The organism is Yinghuangia soli (assembly GCF_021502675.1).
Classification (GTDB): Bacteria; Actinomycetota; Actinomycetes; order Streptomycetales; family Streptomycetaceae; genus Yinghuangia; species Yinghuangia soli.
The window spans coordinates 12558-33405 of the sequence record NZ_JAKFHA010000040.1 but is presented as its reverse complement, the minus strand read 5'-3'; the positions used below and the strand labels follow the sequence as shown (position 1 = coordinate 33405).

Genomic DNA, 20848 nt, shown 5'->3' with positions numbered 1-20848 from the left:
CAAAGGACCCTTCCCGCATGGGGGTTCGCTCGGCCGCGGTTCAGCTCTTGGGCTTGGCCCGTACATGCATGCGCTCGCCCTGGCGGCCGAACAGGCTGAGCACTTCCACCGGTCGGCCGTCGGCGCTGCCGAACCAGTGCGGCACGCGCGTGTCGAACTCCGCGGCCTCGCCCGGGCCGAGGACCAGGTCGTGGTCGGCAAGGAGAAGGCGCAGCCGGCCGTCCAGCACGTACAGCCACTCGTAGCCCTCGTGCGTCTTCAGGTCGGGCTCGCCCCGGTCGCCGAAGACCATCTTGAACGCCTGGATAGGCCCGGGGCTGCGGGTCAGCGGCACGACCTGGCCGCCGTACGGCATCTGCCGGGCCACCAGCCGGACCCGCGGGTCGCCGACCTCGGGCGCCCCGACCAGGTCGTCCAGCGGGACCCGGTACGCGGCGGCCAGCGGCAGCAGCAGCTCCAGGCTCGGCCGGCGCTGCCCGGACTCCAGCCGGGACAGCGTGCTCGTCGAGATGCCGGTGGTCTCGGACAGCGCCGCCAGGGTCATGCCGCGCTGCGCCCGCATCCTCTTGAGCCGCGGGGCGACGTCGTCGAGGACGGTCTGCAGGGTCTCGTTCGGGTCGTCCATGAGGGCATTCCACCCCCGCTTCCCGGAAACGGCAACAAACGTTGCCGATACCGCGCGGCGCAGGCACGCTCCGCAGCATGACTGCACACGACACTTCCCCGGGCCACGGCCGACCGCACGGCCACGGCAGCACCGACATCGACTGGGACTTCATGGCCGCGCAACTCGAAGCCGCGGGCGACCTCCAGCTCCCGGTCCTCCGCGCGATCGCGGCCCGGCTGCGCACCCTGCACGGCGCGGGCGGCGACGTCCGCCGGATCGTCGATGCCGGCAGCGGCCCCGGCGTCATGACCTGCGTGTTCGCCGCCGAATTCGGCGCCGCGGAAGCGGTCGCTGCGGACGGTTCGCCGGTGCTCCTCGACCACGCCCTGGCCCGTGCCGAGCGCCTCGGCCTCGGCGGCCGCGTCGCGGTGCGGCACGCCGAACTGCCCGGCGGCCTCGCGTCCGACGTCGGTACGGCCGACCTGGTGTGGAGCAGCAAGGCCGTGCACCACATCGGCGACCAGCAGGACGCCCTCCGCGAACTCGCCGCGGTACTGCGGCCCGGCGGCCTGCTCGCGGTGGCCGAAGGCGGCCTCCCGATGCGCTTCCTGCCGCGCGACATCGGCATCGGGCGCCCCGGCCTGCAGGCCCGGCTGGATGCCGCCGCGGAGGACTGGTACTCCGCGATGCGCGCCGGACTCCCGGGCAGCACGGCGGCGGTCGAGGACTGGCCCGCGATGCTCACCGCGGCCGGCCTGGCCGGCACCGGCAGCTTCACCGAGGTGCTGGACCTCCCCGCGACCGAGTCCGTGCGCGCCTTCCTGCACGCCCACCTGGTGCGGCTGCGCGACATCCTCGGCGGCGCCCTCGACGCGGACGACCGCCGCACCCTCGATGTCCTCGCCGACCCGGACGCCCCGCAGGGCGTCCGGCACCGCCCGGACGTCTTCCTCCTCGCCGCCACCACGGTCTTCGCCGCAAGCCGGCCTGAGTGATCCGGGTCACACCCTGTCACAGGGGCCGGGGGCGCGGTGTCTTGATGGCGACCGAGTGGGAACGACCGAGGAGCCACCATGGCGAACACCAACGCGCAGCAGACCGGCATCGTCGTCATCGGCGGCGGCTATGCCGGAGTCATGGCCGCCAACCGCCTGGCCAAGCGCGACGACGTGGCGGTGACGCTGGTCAACCCGCGCCCCGACTTCGTCGAGCGCATCCGCCTGCACCAGCTGGCCGGCGGCACGCACGCCGCGACCACCGAGTACAAGAAGGTGCTGGCCGACCGCGTCGCGCTGCTCGTCGGCAGCGTGACGCGGATCGACGCGGCCGGCCGCCGCGTGGAGCTGGCCGGCGGTGAGACCCTCGGCTACGACTATCTGGTCTACGCGGTGGGCAGCGGCAGCACGGACCCGCAAGTGCCCGGTGCCGCGGAATTCGCCTACCCGATCGCCAGTCTCGAAGAGGCGCAGCGGCTGCGCCCGGTTCTGGACGCCGCGCCTGCCGCGGCCCCGGTCGCGGTCGTCGGCGCCGGGCCCTCGGGTATCGAGACCGCCGCCGAACTCGCCGAGCAGGGCCGCGCGGTGACCCTGGTCTGCGGCGGTGTGCTGGGCCCGTACCTGCACCGCCGCGGCCGCCGCGTGGTGGCCGAGCGGCTGGCCGCGCTCGGCGTCGTGGTGGTCGACGGTCCGGACACCAAGGTGACCGAGGTGACGCGCGACTCCGTGCGGCTCGCCGACGGCCGGGTGGTGGCGGCCGAAGTGACCGTCTGGACCGCGGGGTTCGGGGTGCCGGACCTGGCCGCGCGCAGCGGGCTGAGCACCGACGCGCTGGGCCGCCTGCGTACCGACGAGACGCTGACCAGCGTGGACGACCCGCGCATCGTCGCGGCCGGAGACTCCGCCGCGCCGGCCGGCCTGGACGCCCGGATGAGCTGCCAGGCCGCCGTCCAGTACGGTCCGCAGGCCGCCGAGACCGTGCTGAGCCGGATCGCCGGCGCGCAGCCCGCGCCGGCCCACGTGAAGTTCGCCGGGCAGTGCATCAGCCTCGGCCGCCGCGCCGGGATCTTCCAGTTCTCGCACAAGGACGACCGCGCCATGCGGCTGCACCTGGCGGGCCGCCCGGGTGCGGCGCTCAAGGAACTGGTCTGCAAGAGCACCGTGTGGCAGCTGGCCGTCGAAGGGCGCAAGGCGGACAAGCAGGCCGGCAAGCAGGCGGGCAAGCAGGCGGGCAAGCAGGCGGGCACAGCCGCCGCGGCGGCCGGGCCGATGCAGGCCGGCCGCGAAGGAGTGCCCTCCCGGGCTTCCTGACCAGCCGCTTCGTGATACTGGACCACCGCCTACGCACCCAGGGAAGACGCGCATGAACGAGCAGAGCAGCGAGCAGACCGACGAGGACACCGCCGGGCCCGCCGGCGACCGGGCGGCGTCCGACCCCGCGACCGAGACGTTCGTCGCGCACCGCAACCTGCTCTTCACGGTGGCGTACGAAATGCTCGGGTCGGCCGCGGATGCCGAGGACGTCCTGCAGGAGACCTGGCTCCGCTGGGTGAAGGTCGACCTCGCGCAGATCCACGACCGCCGTGCGTACCTGGTCCGGATCGCCACCCGCCAGGCCCTCAACCGGCTGCGCACGCTCAGCCGCAGCAAGGAGTCGTACGTCGGGCCGTGGCTGCCCGAACCGCTGCTCACCGCACCCGACGTCGCCGAGGACATCGAGCTCGCGGAGAGCGTCTCGATGGCGATGATGCTCGTCCTGGAGACGCTGTCGCCCACCGAGCGCGCGGTCTTCGTGCTTCGCGAGGCCTTCGACGTCGACTACGACGAGATCGCCGCGGCCGTCGACAAGACCCCTGCCGCGGTACGCCAGATCGCGCACCGCGCCCGCAAGCACGTCGATGCCCGCCGGCCTCGGCAGACCGTGTCGCAGCGCGAGTCCCAGGCGGTCCTGGAGTCGTTCCGCAGCGCGGTCGACGGCGGCGACCTCCAGGGCCTGCTGGACATGCTCGCCCCCGACGTGGTGCTGCTCAGTGACGGCGGCGGCATCAAGCAGGCGGCGGTGCGCCCGATCCTGGGCGCCGACAAGGTGGCCCGCTTCATCATCGGCGGCACCGCCAAGTACGCCAAGGAAATCGTCACCGAGATCACCATGGTCAACGGCAGCCCGGCCCTGGTCATGCACCTGGACGGCGACCGGGACGGCATCATGGCGGCCCGCATCGAGGACGGCCGCATCTCCGGCCTCTACTACGTCCGCAACCCGGAGAAGCTCTCCCGCATCGACGAGGCGAACCCCCTCAGCCGCAACTGAGACCCCGCGCAGCCGGCCCCGACCGCTCCTTCGGTCGGGGCCGACGTGTGCCGCCGAGCTTGTCGCACGGGCGGGCGAAGACGTCGGTGTGGTCTGCGGCGTCGCGGCGACTGTGACCGGTGCAACCAACCAGGCCGGCGAAAATCCCCTGCGGCCCGCCGGGTTCTGCGGGAGCCTGGGCGGCATGACGGACACCTGGACAGGCTCGGCGTACGACACTCGCAGCGATGCCCAACTCTCCTGGGGCGCCGGTGTGGTCGAAGCTCTCGACATCGCGCCCGACTCGGCCGTGCTGGACGCCGGATGCGGCAGCGGCCGCGTGACCGAGGAGCTTCTCCGCAGGTTCCCCGCGGCGTCGGTGACCGCGGTGGACTTCTCGGCCAGCATGCTCGCGCAGGCCCGGACCCGGCTGGGCGCGTGGCAGGACCGCACCGTTCTCGAGCGCGTCGACCTGGAACAGCCGCTGCCGTTCGCAGATTCCGCCTTCGACGTGGTCTTCTCCACCGGAGCCCTGCACTGGGTGCGCGACCACGCGGCCTTCTTCGCCGAGGCAGCCCGCGTGCTGCGCCCCGGCGGGCAACTGGCCATCCAATGCGGCGGACACCGCAGCCTTGCTCAAGTCCACGGCATCCTGGCCGACTTGGGCATCGACTCCGCCGCCCGCAACCTGTACGCGACCGCGGAAGACACCGCCGACCGCCTTACCGCATCCGGATTCACCGGAGTCCGCACCTGGCTGGTCGACGCCCCCGTCGCCTTCGAGACGCGCGAAGAGGCCGCGGACTTCCTCGACGCTGCGGCACTGGGCCCCTACCTGGCCGACCGCTCCGAAGCCGACCGCCGGTCCGTCGTCCGCACCGTCGCCGCCCGACTCCCGAGCCCGGTACTCGACTTCGTGCGCCTCAACATGACGGCACGCCTGCCGTCGGCATCGCAGGTCTGACGGTCACCTTTCCACCGCGGGTGCTGATGGCCCCGGAAGGAACTTCCGGGGCCACCAAGCCTGTTGCCGACTACTGCTTGCGGGCGTGCAGGACGCTTGCGCCGAGGGGGAGCGGGGCGGTGTCCACGAGGTGCAGGCCGGCGCTGCCGAGGAGGCGGGCGTAGTGGTCGGTGCGGCGCTCGCGGCCGCCGACGTTGCACATCATGTGGAGGTCCCAGGCGGTGGCCAGCGACGGCGAACCGTCGGCGGGCAGCAGGCGTTCGACGATGAGCAGGTCGGCCTCCGCAGGCATCGCGTCGGCGCAATACCGCAGGATCTCCTCGCACTTCTCGTCGTCCCAGTCGTGCAGGACGCGGGACAGGATGTAGACGTCGCCGCCGCCCGGTACGTCCGCGAAGTCGCCCGACCGGAACGTGCAGCGGTCGGCCAGGCCGGCCGCCGCGAAGGCGCCGCGGGCGGACTCGACGACGTGCGGGCGTTCGAGGAGCATGCCGCGCAGGTTCGGCCGCGCGGTCAGCAGGCAGCGCAGCAACTCGCCGGTGCCGCCCGCGATGTCGACGACCGTCCGGGGGGTCGCCGCACTGTCGGCGAGGGCGATGACCGGGTGCCCGGGCAGCGGGTCGAACATGCGGGCACTGGCCGCCATGGACTGGTCGAAGCGGACAGCGAGTTCGGGGTGGCGGGCGAAGTAGTCGAAGTGGTTCTCGCCGTAGAGCTGCTCGAATCCGGTCAGCCCGGTCCGCACGGCCTGGGTGAGCAGCGCGAACGACTGGTAGAACGGCCCGCCGTACATGAGCGCGAGCGGCCGCATGGATCCGCGGGCGTCCGCCCGCAGCAGCGTGCCCAGACCGGTGAGCCGGAACCGGCCGCCGTCCTCCTCCGCGACGCCCAGCATGACCAGGTAGCGCAGCAGCGTCGCCAGGTTCTGCGGGTCGGCGCCCACCGTCTCGGCCAGCACGGCCGGTTCGAGGCCCACGTCGTCCGCGGTGTCCAGCGCTTCGGCAAGCCGCAATTGCGCGCACGCGGCCAGCGCTTGGGTGGTCCACGCGCCCGTCAGCAGGCGGAGGAGGGTCTCGGCGGGCTGCCGCTGCTGGTAGTCCTCCAAGTGCGGGGCGAGCACTTGGCGGTGGTCGCCGCGGGCGTAGATCTCCAGCCGCCGGTAGCCCGCCTTGGAGTCGGCCGGGGCGGTGAAGTAGAAGACCGTGCCGTCCTCGTGCGGGTTGTAGCCGCCGCCGTCCGCGACCGCGCCGTGTCGTACGAAGGTCGCGCACATGCCGCGCAGCACCAGCGGGTCGGGCCGGTCCACCTCGAACGCCAGGTGCGCCTCGTGGTCCCGTTCGCGTTCGTGCCCGGCGATGTCCGCGAGGTCCGAGCCGGCCGGGACGGCGAGCGCGAAGACCTCGACCGCCCGGTGCTCCCCCTCGGGGCCGGCCACCGCCGGACGCAGGATCCCCACGTCGAGGTCCGCGGCATCGCGCCGGTGCCGGGCGGCGAGGCGGTCCCGGACCACGACGCTTGGCTGCGGGTCGTCGGCGGTCAGGCCGAGCGCGGCGAACTCGGCGTACAGCGCCGGTAAATCGGCCGGGAAGACGAGCAGCCCGGCATGCGCGAAGCGGCAGCGGTCGGCCATCGCGCGCAGCTCCAGGCCGTTCAGGCCGGGCAGCAGCAGGGACAGCAGTGCGGCCGAGTCCTGCCGGCGGACGAACTCGACCGCCTCGCCGAGCCGGACCGCGTCGTCGCGGGTGTGCGCGTTCGGGATCGGCGGACCGGGCGGGTGCGGGAAGGCGGTCGTGAGTGCGGTCATGGCGAAGAAATCCTCATGGCGGTGCGCCGCGGCAGGTCGCGGTATCGGCAGGACGGGGAGGGAAGTCCGGGGGAAGCGGTACGGGTGTGCGGGGAAGCGGGCGGGCTCAGATGCCGACGTAGTTGTCGGCGAACCAGTCCTGGTGGGTGCGCGAGGTGCGCAGCGATTCGACGCGCGCGCGACGGAGTTGCTCCTGGAAGAGCGCCTCGTCGTCCTGCCCGGGCGCGCGGTGCAGCAGCCGGATCATCCAGAGCGAGAACTCCTGTGCCCGCCAGATGTGCGCCAGGCAGCGGGCCGAGTAGCGGGAGAGAGGTCCGGGGTCGGCGTTGCGGAGGTCGTCCACCAGTGCCTCGGCGAGGATCTCGGCGGCCAGCACCGCGAGGTTCGCGCCCTTGGCGGCCGACGGGCTGATCAGGCCCGCCGCATCTCCGGCCAGGAACAGCGAGCCGTGGCGCAGCGGTTCGAGGACGTCCGACTCCAGGTCGACCACGGTGCTCTGCACGATGCGGCCGTGGTGCAGCGCGCCGTAGTCCGCGGCGCGCATGCGGACCGTGAGTTCGTCCCAGATGCGTTCCTCGGACCATGACGCGGGGGAAGTGCCGGGCTCGCATTGGAGGTAGTAGCGGGTGGTCTCGGGGGTGCGGGCCATGTGCCCGGCGAACCCGCGCTCGTGCATGGCGTAGCCGACCGCGTCGAGGCTGGGCGGCGCCTCGGCGAGTAGGCCGAGCCACGAGACTCCGTGGTCGCGCCGGTGGATGCGGACCGCGCCGGGCGGCAGCGAACGCCGGGCCGCGCCGTGCCGGCCGTCGCAGCCGGCCACGTACCTGCCCGTCCAGCGTCCGGGGCGGCCGTCGGCGTCGCGCGTCTCCACCCAGGGCTGTGTGGTGTCCGGATCGTGCACGGCCACCGCCTCGGTCGCGAAGCGGAGATCGCCGCCGGCCGCCAGGAACCGGGTGAGCAGGTCGGTCACCAACTCCTGCTGCGGGTACACCGTGTGCGGTTCGCCGCGGCCGAGGCCGCTGTAGTCGAGGCGGAAGCGGCCGTCCCCGGTGCGGAACTCGCAGACGCTGTGCTCCCGGCCGCCGCGGCGCAGTCCGTCGGCCAGGCCGTGGCGTTCCAGCACGCGCACGGTGTTCGCGGCCAGGAACCCGGCCCGCGCCCGGGTCTGCACGTGCTCGCGGTCGGCGCGTTCGAGGACCACGCATCCGACTCCGGCGTCCAGCAGGAGATTTGCGAGGACGAGACCGGCCGGTCCCGCCCCCAGGATGACCACATCGGTGGAATCGCCTGTATCCCGGACACTTTGACTATCTGTCACGGAAGGGGATGGTAGTCATGATCAAGGTGCCAACTAGTTAGATCTCACCTGATTGCCTGGCATAGCTACAGCAATACCTGCCAATGCCGCATCGAGGCGGTCGGCTCTGCGGGTCGACCGCTGCTGCCTTCTCGCAGTTCGTCCTTGCGCAGATCCGGGATCTCGCGACGGGCCGAGGTACCCGCTTTCTCATCGCCGCGCCGATCGGTCACCCGTTCACCGGAGTGGCGCACCCCGTTCGGCGTGCGCGGCAGCCATAGGGTTCTGATCATTTTTGCGGCTTTGATGATGATCTTCTGGTGCCATTTTCGGGGGCTGCCGGACGCCGGTCACGGGGCTCAGGGCACCAGCACCACCGTGCCGACGGCCCGGTCCTCGGCCAGGAAGGCGTGCGCGGCGGACGCCGCGGCAAGAGGGAACTCGTGGACCACGGGCCGGAGATCGCCGGCCGAAGCGGCGGCCGGCGCGCGCTGCTCGAAGGTGCGCAGCCCGCCCGGGACGTTCGTCAGGCGCGGCCCCGCTGGCGCTCGGGCAGCCCGCCGATCCGGTCCAGGAACAGCGATTTGCCGATCCCGGCTTCGCCGCGCACGACGAGGGTCCCGCTGCGCCCTGCCCTGGCATCGTCGAGCAGGCGCGCGACGACGGCGGCCTCCTCGGCCCGTCCGTACATCATGATCACGACTCTAGTCGCGGGGCCCGGCCTGCCACGCGTTCGCGAGGGCGACCGCTTCCTCCAGCGAGCCGAACAGCCGGGCACCGGCCGGGACGATGCCGAGGTGCCGGCCGGTGCCGGTGCTGCGCAGGACTTCGGCCAGTCCCGGCTCGACGCCCGCGAGGATGAGGCGGCCGCCGTGCGCGCCCAGGTCGTCGGCGCGTCTGCGCAGGAGCTTGAGCATCTGGGACGACGGCACGTCCGGCACCATCCGCAGCACCAGCACGACCACATTGCGCTCGCCACTGGCCTCGGGCCAGTCGGCGTCGATGCGCGGCATCTCGGCGAAGAGGCTGACCCCGTCGTACGCGAGGACCGTCACGGAGTCGCCGGTGATGCGCTCGGGCGGCCGGCCCGCGGTCCAGAAGCCGTCCGCGTCGCGGGTGAGCCCGATGAGTCTCGCCTGGCGGGCCGCCTGGGCGCAGTAGAGCAGGAGGGAGAGGACCGCACCGAGGATGATGGCCTGCTGGAGCGGGAGCTGGGTGGTGGCGGCGAAGGTGGCGGCCATCGCGGCGGAGGACAGCCACGAGGTGCGCAGCACCAGGAGGATGTCGCCGCGTTTGCCCCAGACGAGTTCGCCGCCGACGACCAGGATCAGGCCGCCGATGACCGGCATGGGGATGCGTTCGGCCAGGCCGCCGAACAGCACCACGACCAGGGCGAGGGAGATCCCGGAGAAGACGCCGGCCCAGCGGGTGCGGGCCCCGGCGTCCACGGCGACCCCGGTGCGCGACAGCGATCCGCCGACCGGGAGGGACTGGAAGAACCCGCCGACCGCGTTGGCCAGGCCCTGCGAGGTGAAGTCCGCATCGACGGACGACTTGGAGCCGTCCGGGTTGGGGACGGTCGGGGCGATGCTCGCGGCCTGCGCGAGGGCCACGAGCGCGACCGATACGGCGCCGCCCAGCAGGTGCGGCATGGCGCCCCAGTCGGGTGCGGTGACGTGCGGGAGGGCGCTGGGGATGGCGGCGATGTCCGCGACGCGTTCGACGTCCGCGTCCGCGAGCTCGGCGGCCACCGACACGACGACCATGGCGATCAGGAGGGCGACCGGCTTGAGCCGCCGGAACGCCCGTGCGGCCGCCCACACCGCGACCGTCCCCGCGGCGACCAGCGTCGCGGTGGGCTGCCAATCGCCGATGTGCCAGATCCAGTCGCCCAATTGGCGCAGCTTGTTGTGGCCTTGCGGGGTGTAGCCGGTGGCGTCCTTCAGGACCCCGGTGATGATCTGCAGCGCGATGCCGGTGGCGAAGCCGACCATCACCGCGTTGGACACGAAGCTCAGCACCGAGCCGAGCCGCAGCAGGCCCAGGAGCAGCATGACGACGCCGGTCAGCACGGCGAGCGCGGCCACGTTCCCGGCGTCCGCGGGGTCGAGCCCGGCGTCCTTCAGGACGCTCTGCGAGGTGAGGGCGATCGCGCTGGTCAACGTGGTGACCATGAGCACGGTCCGGCCGGTCAGCGAGCCGGCGATCGTCGGGACGACGCCCGCGAAGAGGCCGGCGACCGGATTGAACCCCGCGATGCTGGCGTAGGCCATGCCCTCGGGGATGCTGAACATGCCGGTGACGAACCCGGCGGACGCATCGGCAGGCTTCGGCCGTCCCCATTTCCGGCCCCGATTTCGCCCCCGGTTGCGGGACCACGCGGGCAGCGGCCGACGGGCCCGGCCCGCTGTCGCCTTCACCCTGATCCCCTTCCCTCGGGCAATACGGGCAATATTCGCCAGAATCAGACAAAACCAAACGGCGCGGCGCGTGCTCGGGCGGTCCGGCGTGCGACGCGGAAGAATATGGAAAAAGATTGAACAAGATGGAAAAAGATGGCATTTCGGCTGGGGCGCACCTCGTCGGCCCTCGACGCGCACGGGAAGGACGGGGACGCAGATGCTCGACGACCCCTCCTCGCCGCTGGCCCGTGCCATCCTCGGCCAGATGCTGGACGGCACCGGCGCCGGCGTCGTCGTGTTCGACCCCGGGCTGCGGTTCGCCTACGTCAACCCCGCACTCGCCCGCATCAATGGCTTCCCGGTGGCCGAGCACCTGGGCCGCACGGTCGCCGAGGTCATGCCCGAACTCGACGCCTGCGACGACGTGCTGCGCGAGGTCCTGGCCGACGGCGTGCCCCGCGAGGTCATGGCCAGCGGCCACACCCGCGCGACGTCCGCCTCCGAGCGCCGCTTCTGGCATGCCGCGTACCACCGGGTCGAACAGGACGGCGAAGTCCTCGGCATCATCGGCATCCTGCTGGAGGTCACCCCCGCGCAGGAGCAGCAGCGCGCACTGGAGCGGGCCCAGCAGCGGCTGACCACGCTGGACCAGGCCGCCACCCGCATCGGGACCACCCTCGACGTCGACCGCACCTGCCGCGAACTCGCCAGGTTCCTCGTACCGCGGCTCGCCGACGGGGTCACCGTCGAGGTGGTGCCGCACGAACCCGAGGACGGCACCCGGCCGCCCGCCGCGCACGCGGTACGCCTGCGCCGGGCCGCCACGGTGTCCGTCGACTGCCTGCAGGCCGGCATCGGCGCCTACGGCGAACCCGGGCCGCACAACGACTACGGCCCCGGCACGCCGATCCCCGGCATCCTGGCGACCGGGCGCCCCGACCTGGTCGACCTGCGGCCCGGGGACGACCCCGCACTCGCCGCGACGACCGCCGAGCGGGTGCCCGTCTACCGGGCGATCGGCGTGCGGTCGCGGCTGATCGTCCCGCTGACCGCGCGCGGCGAGACGGTCGGCATCGTCGTCCTCGTGCGGGTGGACGGCTCCCCGGAGTTCACCCCGGAGGACGTCGTCACCGCCAAGGACCTGGCCGGCCGGGCCGCGGTCGCGATCGACAACGCGCACCGCTACACCCGCGAGCACCACATCGCCCGCGAACTGCAGCAGGCCCTCCTGTCCCGGCCGAGCGAACCGCATCCCGGCATCCGGATCGCCTCGCGCTACCTGCCCGCCGAGCGCAGCGCCCTGGTCGGGGGCGACTGGTTCGACAGCATCCCGCTCGACGACGGCCGCACCCTGCTCGTGATCGGCGACGTGATGGGGCACGGCATCTCCGCCGCCGTCGACATGAGCCACTACGCCACCATGCTCCGCGAGGAGGCCCGCAAGGACCCCGAGCCGCACCGCGTCCTGGAGCGCATGGACGAACGCGCCTCGCGGCTGGCCGACATCCGCCCGGCGACGTGCCTGCTGGCCCTGGCCGACGCCCGCCTCGGCACCTACACCTACTCGGGCGCCGGGCACCTGCCGCCGGCGTACGTCGACGGTTCCGGCAGCGTCGAACTGCTGCCGCTCACCGCCGGGCCGCCGCTGGGCACCGGGCTGGGCGGCTACGCCCGGCACACGGCGCCGTGCACCACCCCCGACCACACCCTGCTGCTCTACACCGACGGCCTGGTCGAACGCCGCGACGAGGACATTGATGCCTCGCTGCGGCGCCTCACCGCACTCGGGCTGCCCGGCCACCTGCCGCTCGACTCGCTCGTGGACGCCGCCCTCGCCGCACTGCTCACCGGGGACGTGGACGACGACGTCGCGGTCATCGCGGCCCGCGTCCGGTACACGCCCCCGGGGTAGCCCGCGCGTTCGGCGCGGGTCAGCGCGGCGCGCGCAGGACGGACCGGCCGGCGAGTGCGGTGGCGGAGAAGACGAGCACGAAGGTGAAGGCCACGATCGAGGTGAACGCGACGGGGTCGATCGCGGGCATCAAGCGGTCGCCGTTGCTCAGCGCGTACGTCATGCCGACCAGCCCGGGCAGCGCGAACGCGGTGCCGACCAGGCACGCGGTCGCGGCCAGCACGGCGGCCTCCCAGCGCAGGACCGAGCGCCGCTGGCGCGGCGTGGCCCCCACGGCGGCCAGCAGCGCGAACTCCGAGCGGCGCGAGAGCGTCGCGGTGACCAGGGAGTTCGCGACCGCGATGGCGATGTAGCCGAAGAGGACCAGCAGGATCAGCAGCCCGAACTTCTCCTCGCCGCCCGCAGCGTCGCCGCCGGTGCCGCCGGTGGAACCGGTGACCTCGGCCCCCGGGACGTCCGCCAGGCGGTCGCGGATGCCGTCCGCCACCTGTGCCGCCGAGGCGGAGCCGGGGACCGTGACGGCCAGCCCGGAGGCACGCCCGGACGCGGTGGCCGGCAGCAGGTCGGCAAGCGGCAGGAGCACTTCGCCGAAGCCGAGGCCGCGTTCGTACAGCACGCCGACCTGCCGCGTGAGCGCCCGGCCGTCGCCGAGCACGACGGTGACCCGGTCGCCGACGCGGGCGCCCAACTGCGCCGCGCCGAGGACGCCGAGTGCGACCTCGCCCTCCCGGAGCCGGATCGGGTCGCCACCGGTCGGCTCGAGTTCGGCGTACTGCTCCACCTGGTCGCCGGCGATGCCGAGCGCGTTCAGGGTCTGCGGGCTGTTGCCGCTGCCCGCGGGCGGCTGCACGATGACGCCCGCCGCCACGAACGGGGTGGCGGAGCCGACCCCGGTTACGCCGCGCACGAGTTCGGCCGTCCGCTCGCCGATGCCGGGACCCGGCACGGTGACCGTGAGATCGGTCCGCGCGCCCGCCTCCGCCTGCGCGGCCGACACCGCGCCGACCGTCGCCGCACCGGAGAGCTGCACCGCACCCAGCGCGACCCCGAGCACGATCGGGGTCAGCGCCCCGCCGACCCGGGCGGCCCGGTGGCGGATGCTGCCGAGCGCCATATAGGCGGCGGCCGTGCGCATGGCCGGCCGGCGCACGGCCGCGGCTGCCGCCCGCACCACGTACGGACTCAGCGGGCCGATCGACAGCGCCATCACCAGCCCGGAGATACCGGGCAGTCCGCTGGCCGCATCCACATTGGACGTGTACGCCGGGGCCAGTGCCATCACGATGCCGATCGCGAGGAGCGCCAGACCGAGTGCCGTGCGCCGACCCGTCCGCGGCGCACCCGGGGGGTTCGCGTCGCCGCCGTCGAGCAGTCCCAGCGGGCTGCTGCGGGCGACCCGGCGTACTGCGACGCGGGTGGCGGTCTCCGCGGCGACGAGGCCGGTCAGCATTGCCACGGCGAAGGGCAGCGGGCCGTAGACCGGCTCAAGGGTCCGGGGGAGCACGCCCCACGACCGGATGACGCCGATCAGGGCCGCGCCTGCGAACGGCCCGACGAGCCCGCCCAGGCCGCCGGCCAGTCCGGCGACCATCCGGATCTCCGACCGCAGCAGCCGCTTCACCTGCCGCGGCGTGGCGCCGACGATCCGGAGCATCGCCAACTCGCGGGACCGCTCGCGGATCTGCAGCGAGGTGAGGGCGATGACCGTGAACACCGCGACGATGAACGCGAGGGCGCCGAGCGCCCCGGCCGCCGACACGAGCGTCGCCTTCGCGCGGCCCTGGGACACCGCTTCGACCGGGCCCCGGTCGCCGCCGTCCCACAGCCGTGCGCGGGCCGGCGCGAGCATGCCGGGGAGGACGTCCGCCCGGGATGCGGCCTGCGGCCACACGCCGATGGCCGCCACGCTGCGGTCGGGGTTGCCGAGCGTCCCGATCTCCTGGTCGCTCAGGTACACGTCCGGGACGTCCACGCCTGAGTCGTCGGCCGTGGTGGTCCCCACTAGCGTGTACGCAACGGCCTGGTCGCCGAAGCCCAGCACGGTCCGGGCCCCGATCTCCAGGCCGCGGGCGCGGGCGGCATGGCCGGGCAGCACGATCTCGCCCGGGCCCTCCGGCGCGCGCCCGGCGGCGAGTTCGCGGTCCCCGAGGGCGAACGCCGACCAGGGATGCGCGTCCACCGGCTCGGCGCCGCCGGACCGGGCACCGAGCACCGCGGGCACGATGCGGTCCGCGACGACGCGGGAGCCCGGCAGCGCCGCACGGATCTCGTCCGCCAGTGCGGCGGGCAGCAGCGCCCGGCCCGGGACCGTCATGTCGACGTCGCCGTCGACCGGCACCGCCTGCTCGGCCGCGACCAGCAGCGGCGCACCGGAGTATTCGCCGGTCGCGACCTTGCCGCGGACCCCGGTCTCCAGGAGGACGCCGAACGCCCCCACCAGTACCGCGGAGAAGAACACCGTCACGGCGAGCGCGGCGACCTGGCCGCGACGTGCGCGCAGCATCAGCCGCGCGAGCCCCTTCACGACCGCCGCCCGAGGTCTGCCAGGGCCGCGGCGATCCGGCCTTCGGCAGCACCGCGGAGTTCGCCGTGCCAACGCCCGTCCCGCAGGAACAGCACGCGGTCCGCGACCGCCGCGGCCCGCGGGTCGTGCGTGACCAGCAGCACCCGCTGTCCGAGATCGCTGACGATCGACCGGAGCAGGCCGAGGACGACGTCGCTCGACGCGGTGTCCAGCGCCCCCGTCGGCTCGTCGGCGACGATCAGCTCCGGATCGGTGACCAGCGCCCGCGCGAACGCGACGCGCTGCTGCTGGCCGCCGGACAACTGTGCCGGCCGGCGGTCGAGCGTGGCCCCGACGCCGACCGTGTCGGCGAGTTCCCGCACCCGGCGCATGTCGATCGGGCGCCCGGCCAGCCGCAGCGGCAGCGAGATGTTGTCGGCCACGCTCAGCGACGGGATGAGGTTGTAGGACTGGAACACGACGCCGACGTGCGAGCGCCGCATCTCGGCCAACCCGGCCTCGTCCAGCGCGGTGATGTCGGTGCCGCCGATGCGGATCGCGCCGGTGTCGGGCTTGTCCAGGCCCAGAAGGCAGTTCAGCAGGGTCGTCTTGCCGGATCCGGACGGTCCCATGATCGCGGTGAAGGTCCGCGGCGCGACCGTGAGATCGATGTTGGCCAGCGCCCAGAAGCGGGTGGCGTCGGTGCCGAAGCTCTTGCTCAGGCCGCTGATCGTCACGGCGTGCTCGGCGTGCTCGGCGTGGTTTCCGGGGTGTCCGCCCTTGTGCTTCTTCACGCTTTCGACCGTAGATTCGGGGCCCGTGCGGCACAGTCCCCTGCACGCCCGACCCTGGGTGGCACGGGCTCCCACCTGCATGGTGGTGCCGGCTATACCTCCGGGACCGGACGGCGGCGGGGAAGTAGGCTCGCCCGGTGAGCTCCCCGGAAGACGCCGGCAGCGTTGGGCGGCCGCACGACGCCAAGCCGCTCCGGCGCCTGGCCCGTTCGGCCCGCTACCTGCTGGGCGGCGGCCTCGCCGGGCTCCACGGCCTCCTCGTCCTCGCGTTCCTCGTGCTCGTCGCCGCGCTGTCCTTGGTCGGCGTCGGACTGCTGCTCGCCGGGACCGCGTCCGGGCTGCTGCGGCGCTGGTGCGGCGCCGAACGGGGCCGGGTCGGCCGGGCGCTGGGGCGGCGCATCGGCTCCCCGTACCTTCCTCCCGCACCCGGGGCGGGCCCTGCCCGCCGCATTGCCGACGGCACGCTGCCCCGCGACCTGGCCGCCCTTCTCCAGCGGATCGTCGTCGGGATCCCGCTCGGCGCGGTCAGCATCCTCGTGCCGGTGCTGTCCGTGCAGGCCCTGGCCTTGCCCGCGTACTGGTGGGCGATGCCGGACGGCAAGCCGGCCGAGCAGTTCTTCGTGATCACGTCCTGGTGGCTCGCCGCGGCGTCCGGCCTGATCGGCCTTGCCGGGCTGGCCGCCTGGTGGTTCGCCGTACCCGCCGTCGCCGCCGCCGACGCGAAGCTCCTCGAACGCCTCCTCGCCCCCGGCCGCGACCAGGAACTCCGCCTCCGCGCCCGGATGGAAGAACAGCGCCGCCGCTCCGCAGTCGACCTGCACAGCGCCGAACTGCGGCGCATCGAACGCGACCTGCACGACGCGGCACAGAACCGGCTGGTCGCCGTCTCCATGTTCATCGGCACCGCGCAACGCCAACTGACCACCGGCAAGGGCGATATCGCGACCACGCTGGCCAAGGCCCAGGACGCCAGCCGCGACGCGCTCGCCGAAATGCGCCGCATCATCCGCGGCGTCTACCCGCCCGCCCTCGCCGAGGAAGGCCTCGTACCGGCCCTGGGCATGCTGGCCGACCGCATGCAGATTCCCACCCGGCTGCACATCGAAGCCCCGGCCCCCACCGCGGCATCCGTCGACGCCGCCCTGTACTTCTCGGTCGCCGAGGCACTCACCAACGTGGCCAAGCACAGCGGCGCGACCACGTGCGACATCCACCTCACCTGGACGGAGGACCACGGCGACATGCGCGTCATCACCACCGTGACCGACAACGGACACGGCGGCGCCGAACCGGCAAAGGGCACCGGCCTGTCCGGCATCGAGAGCCGGATCGAGGCGCTCGGCGGGACCGTCGCCTTCACCAGCCCGCCCGGCGGCCCGACCGCGGTCCGGATGGAGCTCCCGTGCGAGTCGTGATCGCCGAGGACGACACCCTCCTGCGTGAAGGGCTCGCCGCCCTGCTCGCCGCCGAGGGCATCGACGTCGTCGCCGCCCGCCCGGACGCCGAAGGCCTCCACGAGACCATCGAGGAGTCCGCCGCGGACCTCGCCATCGTCGACGTGCGCATGCCGCCCACGTACACCGACGAAGGCCTCCGCGCCGCCATGCAGGTCCGCGCCCTCCGCCCCGGTTTTCCGATGCTCGTCCTGTCGGCCCACGTCGAGACCAAGTACGCCGGCGACCTCCTCGCCGACGGGGCCGGTGCGGTCGGCTACCTCCTCAAGGAACGCGTCGGCGCCGTCGAGGACTTCCTACGCACCATCGACCGCGTGGCGCGCGGCGAGACCGTCCTCGACCCCGAGGTCGTCACCACCCTCATGCGCCGGACCCGCGTCAGCAGCCCTCTCGCCGCGCTCACCGCCCGAGAACGCGACGTCCTCCAACTCATGGCCCAAGGCCACCGCAACGCCGACATCGCGGCCGAACTCCACGTCACCGAAGCCGCGATCCACAAGCACATCCGCAACATCTTCACCAAGCTCGGCCTGCTGACCGACGAGGCCGGCCATCGCCGCGTCCTGGCCGTCCTCACCTACCTCCGGGAGCAGTGACGCCGAACTGCATCGTCCGGACGAGAAACCGCGTCCGGACGATGCCGGCTTTTGGTCGCCGAGCCCAAGTGCCGCGTCGCAATCTGGGCCATGTGGCCAACCTCCAACCAACCGAACGTAGTTGAATCCCTGTCAGGCATGCCCGGAAGCCCGAAGGCCGAAGTCCCGCGAAGGGAAATCAAGACTGCGCACCGGTACGGCCCCGCGGTCAAGACCCCCGTACTGCTCACCCACCACTTCCGCACGATCGACGCGGCCGGCCGCCTCCTGGGTGCCCTCGCCGACGTCCAGGCCTCCCGGGCCCGGGAGCTGGTCACCGCGGCCGGCAACCGCTGCGACTACCTGTCGTTTCCGGAGATGGGCCACGCCATGCACACCCTGGACCCCGAGCTCTTCGCCAAGACCCTGACCGACTTGGCCCGTTCCCTGCCCGGCGTTCCCTAGCTGCGCATCAGGCGTACCGGCAAGGCCGTCAGGGCGTTGTTGAGGTTGGAGCGAAGCCGGGTGGGCGCGCCGAGGAGCTCGATGCGGGGGAACGCCGCAAGCAGTTCCTCGAAGAACACCCGGCCTTCCAGGCGCGCGATGTGCACGCCCAGGCAGAAGTGCTCGGCGAAGCCGAACGACAGGTGCGGGTTGGGGCGCCGCGAGATGTCGAAGGCCTGCGCGTCCTCGAATACTTCCTCGTCGCGATTCGCGGACGAGTAATACATGGCGACCTTGTCGCCCGCCTTGATCTGCACGCCGCGCAGCTCGACGTCCTGCGTCGCGGTACGCCGGAAGTAGTGCAGCGGGTTGGCCCAGCGCAGGATCTCCTCGACGGCTCCGGGGATGAGGGACGGGTCGGCGCGGAGTGCGGCCAATTGCTCCGGGTGTGTGAGCAGTGCGTGCAGGCCGCCGGACAGCATGGTCTTGGTGGTGTCATTGCCCGCGGTGACCAACTGCATGAAGAAGGAACCGAATTCGATGTCGGTCATCATCTTGCCGCCGAACTCGGACTCCAGAATGAGCGTGGTGAGGTCCTCGCGGGGCTCCTCAGTGCGCCGCTTCATGGCGAACTGCACGGCGTACATCGCCATTTCCCGCGATGCGTCGCCGGGTCCGTAACCGTCGCGGGCGGCCTCGGGGTCCTGCTGGCTGTTGGTCCGCTCGGCCAGGCGGTGGAGGTAGGCCCAGTCCTCCTCCGGCAGCCCCATGAGCTCGCCGATGACCTGGGTGGGGAGGCTGGAGGTGACGTCGTGCACGAACTCGACGTCGCCGTCCGGGATGCGGGCGAAGATCTCGCGGCAGATCTCCCGGATGCGGCCTTCCATGCCGCTGACGACGCGTGCCGTGAAGGACTTCACCAGCGGCTTGCGGTACGCGCGGTGCTGCGGCGGGTCCATCGCGAGCAGAGTGCCGCGGAGCTGGTCGAGGCGTACCTCGTCCAGGTCCTCCAGGACTATTCCGCCGCGCTCCGCGGAGAAGAGCTCAGGGTGCTGCGAGACGTACTCGACGTCCGCATGCTTGAGCACCGCCCAGTAGCCGGGCTCGCCGGGCATGTCCTGCCAGAACACCGGGCTGGTGCGGCGTAGTTCGGTGAATATCCCGTGCGGGACGCCGCCCGTGTAGCAGTCCGGGCTGTAGATGTCGGGCACGCCGGCGGGGACGGTGTCGGGGGTGGCGGTCATACGGCGGCTCCTCAGGCGACCAGGACGTTCGGACGGCCGTGCCCTTGCATCTCGCACAGCCGGTAGTAGGACTCGAGCGAAGCCGGGCCGTCGGTCACGGACTCGATATTGCCGTCCGCGTCGAGGTTGAGGTTGGCGCCGTACATCTGGAACCACACGCGCGTGTCGGGCTCGACACACGTCAGGGTGTGCACCGATCCGGCGGGCTCGAACAGGAACGAACCAGCGCGATTGACGTAGTCGTACTCGGTGTACTTCCACGCCCCGGACACGGTGTACGCGTAGACCGGGCCGGTGTGCCGGTGGGTCTGCACGGCGAAGCCGGGCTGGAAGACGTTCTCCACGATCCACAGCCCCTCCTGCGCCTTGACGCAGATGACCTTGAGCTTGTTGCCGCCGCCCAGTTCCACGAACGGCAGGTCGTCCGACCCGATGTGGACCGACAGTTCGGGCCCCGCGGCGGTGGCTGTCATGGCGTGCTCCTTCGGGTTCGGCCTTGGCAGGCGCCGAATATTCGGCGTACTATCGCCATCTATTCGGCGAACATAGCGGCGCCGCCGAGGAGGGACAAGAGCAATGTCGACGTCACCGCCCACCGACCGGGTCATCGCGATCGTGGAACTGCTCCTCGACGCGGAGGACGGGGCGGCACTCTCCGAGATCAGCGAGCGCCTCGGCCTCAACCGCGCGACGTGCGCAGCCGTCCTCGGCGCACTCGAGCACCACGGCTGGGCGGAGCGCGGCGAGGACCGCGCCTACCGCGCCGGTGCGGGCCTGGTCCCGATCGCCGGCGCAGTCCTGGCGCGCGTACCCGTGGTCGACGGCGCCCAGGACCTGCTGCGCGAACTCAGCGCCGCCACCGGCCTCGCCGCCTCGCTCAGCCGGGTCGCCGCCGACCACACCAGCGTCGTCGCCTCGTCCGGCCGCGGCCGCCCCGGCCCGGCCGACCGCACCCGCCTCCCGATCTTCCCGCCGTTCGGCGCCGTCGTGATGGCCTTCCGGACCCCCGCCGAACGCCGCGAATGGCTGGCCCGCACCCCCGACCCGGCCGCCCGCGAACACCTCGACCGCTTCCTGGCCACCGTGCGCGCCGAAGGCGTCGGCATCTGGCGCCTCGACGACGCAATGGAGCAGGTGACCGAGGCGATCCGCACCATGTCGGCACTGACCGGCCGCAGCGACCTGCCCCAGATGTCCGCCTTCCTCCGCCGCATCGGCCGCGGCTACCTCTCCGGCGAACTCCAGAACGCCGAGACCCTCCCGGTCTCCTACATGGCAGCCCCGGTCTTCGGCCACGACGGCAGACCGCGCTACGAGGTAGAACTCCACCTCCTACGCCCCGACGCCCCCCGCGCCGAGGTCCGCACCCTCGCCACCCACCTGACCGATGTCGCCAACCAACTGACCACCCTCTGCGGAGGCCACCCCCCGACCCCCTCGCCGAGCTGAAGCGCGACCGAACCCGGGACACAACGACGTGGGGGGCGCCCGCCCCCCCCGGGGGGGGGGGCGGGGGGGGGGGGGGGGGGGGGGGGGGGGGGCGGGAATAGGAAGACGTGTGGG

The 20848-nt window shown here is 72.8% G+C and carries 18 protein-coding genes; 9 read left to right on the top strand and 9 right to left on the bottom strand.

The window, feature by feature from the left end; genetic code table 11:
- Window positions 1–40: 40 nt before the first annotated feature.
- Window positions 41–625 (bottom strand): helix-turn-helix domain-containing protein, encoded by a 585-nt coding sequence (locus tag LZ495_RS37490; RefSeq protein WP_235057651.1) that lies wholly within the window; start codon window positions 623–625, stop codon window positions 41–43.
- Window positions 626–702: 77 nt separating this feature from the next.
- Here LZ495_RS37490 and LZ495_RS37485 point away from each other — a divergent pair, with 77 nt between their 5' ends.
- The 4 genes from LZ495_RS37485 to LZ495_RS37470 all read left to right on the top strand — a co-directional run bounded on the left by LZ495_RS37485 (window position 703) and on the right by LZ495_RS37470 (window position 4856).
- On the top strand, window positions 703–1602 hold the full coding sequence (locus tag LZ495_RS37485; protein ID WP_235057650.1) for a class I SAM-dependent methyltransferase: 900 nt from the start codon (window positions 703–705) through the stop codon (window positions 1600–1602).
- A gap of 78 nt (window positions 1603–1680) precedes the next feature.
- Window positions 1681–2913, top strand: a complete 1233-nt coding sequence (locus LZ495_RS37480) for an NAD(P)/FAD-dependent oxidoreductase (RefSeq protein WP_235057649.1) — start codon at window positions 1681–1683, stop codon at window positions 2911–2913.
- Between the two features lie 52 nt (window positions 2914–2965).
- Window positions 2966–3913, top strand: a complete 948-nt coding sequence (locus LZ495_RS37475; RefSeq protein ID WP_235057648.1) for an RNA polymerase sigma-70 factor — start codon at window positions 2966–2968, stop codon at window positions 3911–3913.
- 184 nt (window positions 3914–4097) lie between these two features.
- Window positions 4098–4856, top strand: a complete 759-nt coding sequence (locus tag LZ495_RS37470) for a class I SAM-dependent methyltransferase (RefSeq protein WP_235057647.1) — start codon at window positions 4098–4100, stop codon at window positions 4854–4856.
- 70 nt (window positions 4857–4926) lie between these two features.
- Here the strand turns inward: LZ495_RS37470 and LZ495_RS37465 are convergent, their stop codons facing one another.
- The 4 genes from LZ495_RS37465 to LZ495_RS37445 form a co-directional block, all read right to left on the bottom strand.
- Window positions 4927–6660 (bottom strand): methyltransferase, encoded by a 1734-nt coding sequence (locus LZ495_RS37465; RefSeq protein WP_235057646.1) that lies wholly within the window; start codon window positions 6658–6660, stop codon window positions 4927–4929.
- A gap of 106 nt (window positions 6661–6766) precedes the next feature.
- Window positions 6767–7933 carry a 4-hydroxybenzoate 3-monooxygenase gene (locus LZ495_RS37460; RefSeq protein WP_372498702.1) on the bottom strand — a complete coding sequence of 389 codons (1167 nt, stop codon included), beginning with the start codon at window positions 7931–7933 and terminating at the stop codon, window positions 6767–6769.
- A 550-nt stretch (window positions 7934–8483) separates the two neighbouring features.
- The gene (locus tag LZ495_RS37450; protein WP_235057643.1) at window positions 8484–8651 is read right to left on the bottom strand and encodes an AAA family ATPase; all 168 of its coding nucleotides are present in this window, start codon (window positions 8649–8651) and stop codon (window positions 8484–8486) included.
- 10 nt (window positions 8652–8661) lie between these two features.
- On the bottom strand, window positions 8662–10377 hold the full coding sequence (locus tag LZ495_RS37445; protein ID WP_372498701.1) for a SulP family inorganic anion transporter: 1716 nt from the start codon (window positions 10375–10377) through the stop codon (window positions 8662–8664).
- Between the two features lie 199 nt (window positions 10378–10576).
- Between LZ495_RS37445 and LZ495_RS37440 the strand changes: the two genes are divergently transcribed.
- Window positions 10577–12271 carry a SpoIIE family protein phosphatase gene (locus tag LZ495_RS37440; protein WP_235057641.1) on the top strand — a complete coding sequence of 565 codons (1695 nt, stop codon included), beginning with the start codon at window positions 10577–10579 and terminating at the stop codon, window positions 12269–12271.
- A gap of 19 nt (window positions 12272–12290) precedes the next feature.
- Here the strand turns inward: LZ495_RS37440 and LZ495_RS37435 are convergent, their stop codons facing one another.
- Together LZ495_RS37435 and LZ495_RS37430 are read right to left on the bottom strand one after the other, a co-directional pair.
- Complete coding sequence (locus LZ495_RS37435) at window positions 12291–14774, bottom strand: ABC transporter permease (protein ID WP_235057640.1); 2484 nt, start codon at window positions 14772–14774, stop codon at window positions 12291–12293.
- A 17-nt stretch (window positions 14775–14791) separates the two neighbouring features.
- A complete protein-coding gene (locus LZ495_RS37430) occupies window positions 14792–15568 on the bottom strand; it encodes an ABC transporter ATP-binding protein (protein ID WP_235057639.1) in 777 nt (258 codons plus the stop codon).
- 137 nt (window positions 15569–15705) lie between these two features.
- Here LZ495_RS37430 and LZ495_RS37425 point away from each other — a divergent pair, with 137 nt between their 5' ends.
- The 3 genes from LZ495_RS37425 to LZ495_RS37415 all read left to right on the top strand — a co-directional run bounded on the left by LZ495_RS37425 (window position 15706) and on the right by LZ495_RS37415 (window position 18062).
- Complete coding sequence (locus LZ495_RS37425) at window positions 15706–16983, top strand: sensor histidine kinase (RefSeq protein ID WP_235057638.1); 1278 nt, start codon at window positions 15706–15708, stop codon at window positions 16981–16983.
- Complete coding sequence (locus tag LZ495_RS37420; RefSeq protein ID WP_235057637.1) at window positions 16971–17618, top strand: response regulator; 648 nt, start codon at window positions 16971–16973, stop codon at window positions 17616–17618. The genes LZ495_RS37425 and LZ495_RS37420 overlap by 13 nt, the downstream gene beginning before the upstream one ends.
- 138 nt (window positions 17619–17756) lie before the next feature.
- The gene (locus LZ495_RS37415) at window positions 17757–18062 is read left to right on the top strand and encodes a hypothetical protein (RefSeq protein ID WP_235057636.1); all 306 of its coding nucleotides are present in this window, start codon (window positions 17757–17759) and stop codon (window positions 18060–18062) included.
- Here the strand turns inward: LZ495_RS37415 and LZ495_RS37410 are convergent.
- Complete coding sequence (locus tag LZ495_RS37410; protein WP_235057635.1) at window positions 18059–19285, bottom strand: cytochrome P450; 1227 nt, start codon at window positions 19283–19285, stop codon at window positions 18059–18061. The two genes, LZ495_RS37415 and LZ495_RS37410, sit on opposite strands and share 4 nt — an antisense overlap.
- Before the next feature lie 11 nt (window positions 19286–19296).
- Window positions 19297–19758, bottom strand: a complete 462-nt coding sequence (locus LZ495_RS37405) for a 2,4'-dihydroxyacetophenone dioxygenase family protein (protein ID WP_235057634.1) — start codon at window positions 19756–19758, stop codon at window positions 19297–19299.
- 103 nt (window positions 19759–19861) lie between these two features.
- On the opposite strand from LZ495_RS37405, the gene LZ495_RS37400 reads away from it, so the two are divergent.
- Window positions 19862–20734 (top strand): IclR family transcriptional regulator, encoded by an 873-nt coding sequence (locus LZ495_RS37400; protein ID WP_235057633.1) that lies wholly within the window; start codon window positions 19862–19864, stop codon window positions 20732–20734.
- Window positions 20735–20848 lie beyond the last annotated feature (114 nt).

Excerpts from the sequence above, each read along its gene's own strand:
- LZ495_RS37490 (WP_235057651.1), bottom strand. The coding sequence starts at position 625 with ATGGACGACCCGAACGAGACCCTGCAGACCGTCCTCGACGACGTCGCC.
- LZ495_RS37485 (WP_235057650.1), top strand. The coding sequence starts at position 703 with ATGACTGCACACGACACTTCCCCGGGCCACGGCCGACCGCACGGCCAC.
- LZ495_RS37480 (WP_235057649.1), top strand. The coding sequence starts at position 1,681 with ATGGCGAACACCAACGCGCAGCAGACCGGCATCGTCGTCATCGGCGGC.
- LZ495_RS37475 (WP_235057648.1), top strand. The coding sequence starts at position 2,966 with ATGAACGAGCAGAGCAGCGAGCAGACCGACGAGGACACCGCCGGGCCC.
- LZ495_RS37470 (WP_235057647.1), top strand. The coding sequence starts at position 4,098 with ATGACGGACACCTGGACAGGCTCGGCGTACGACACTCGCAGCGATGCC.
- LZ495_RS37465 (WP_235057646.1), bottom strand. The coding sequence starts at position 6,660 with ATGACCGCACTCACGACCGCCTTCCCGCACCCGCCCGGTCCGCCGATC.
- LZ495_RS37450 (WP_235057643.1), bottom strand. The coding sequence starts at position 8,651 with ATGATGTACGGACGGGCCGAGGAGGCCGCCGTCGTCGCGCGCCTGCTC.
- LZ495_RS37440 (WP_235057641.1), top strand. The coding sequence starts at position 10,577 with ATGCTCGACGACCCCTCCTCGCCGCTGGCCCGTGCCATCCTCGGCCAG.
- LZ495_RS37435 (WP_235057640.1), bottom strand. The coding sequence starts at position 14,774 with ATGCTGCGCGCACGTCGCGGCCAGGTCGCCGCGCTCGCCGTGACGGTG.
- LZ495_RS37415 (WP_235057636.1), top strand. The coding sequence starts at position 17,757 with ATGCCCGGAAGCCCGAAGGCCGAAGTCCCGCGAAGGGAAATCAAGACT.
- LZ495_RS37410 (WP_235057635.1), bottom strand. The coding sequence starts at position 19,285 with ATGACCGCCACCCCCGACACCGTCCCCGCCGGCGTGCCCGACATCTAC.
- LZ495_RS37405 (WP_235057634.1), bottom strand. The coding sequence starts at position 19,758 with ATGACAGCCACCGCCGCGGGGCCCGAACTGTCGGTCCACATCGGGTCG.
- LZ495_RS37400 (WP_235057633.1), top strand. The coding sequence starts at position 19,862 with ATGTCGACGTCACCGCCCACCGACCGGGTCATCGCGATCGTGGAACTG.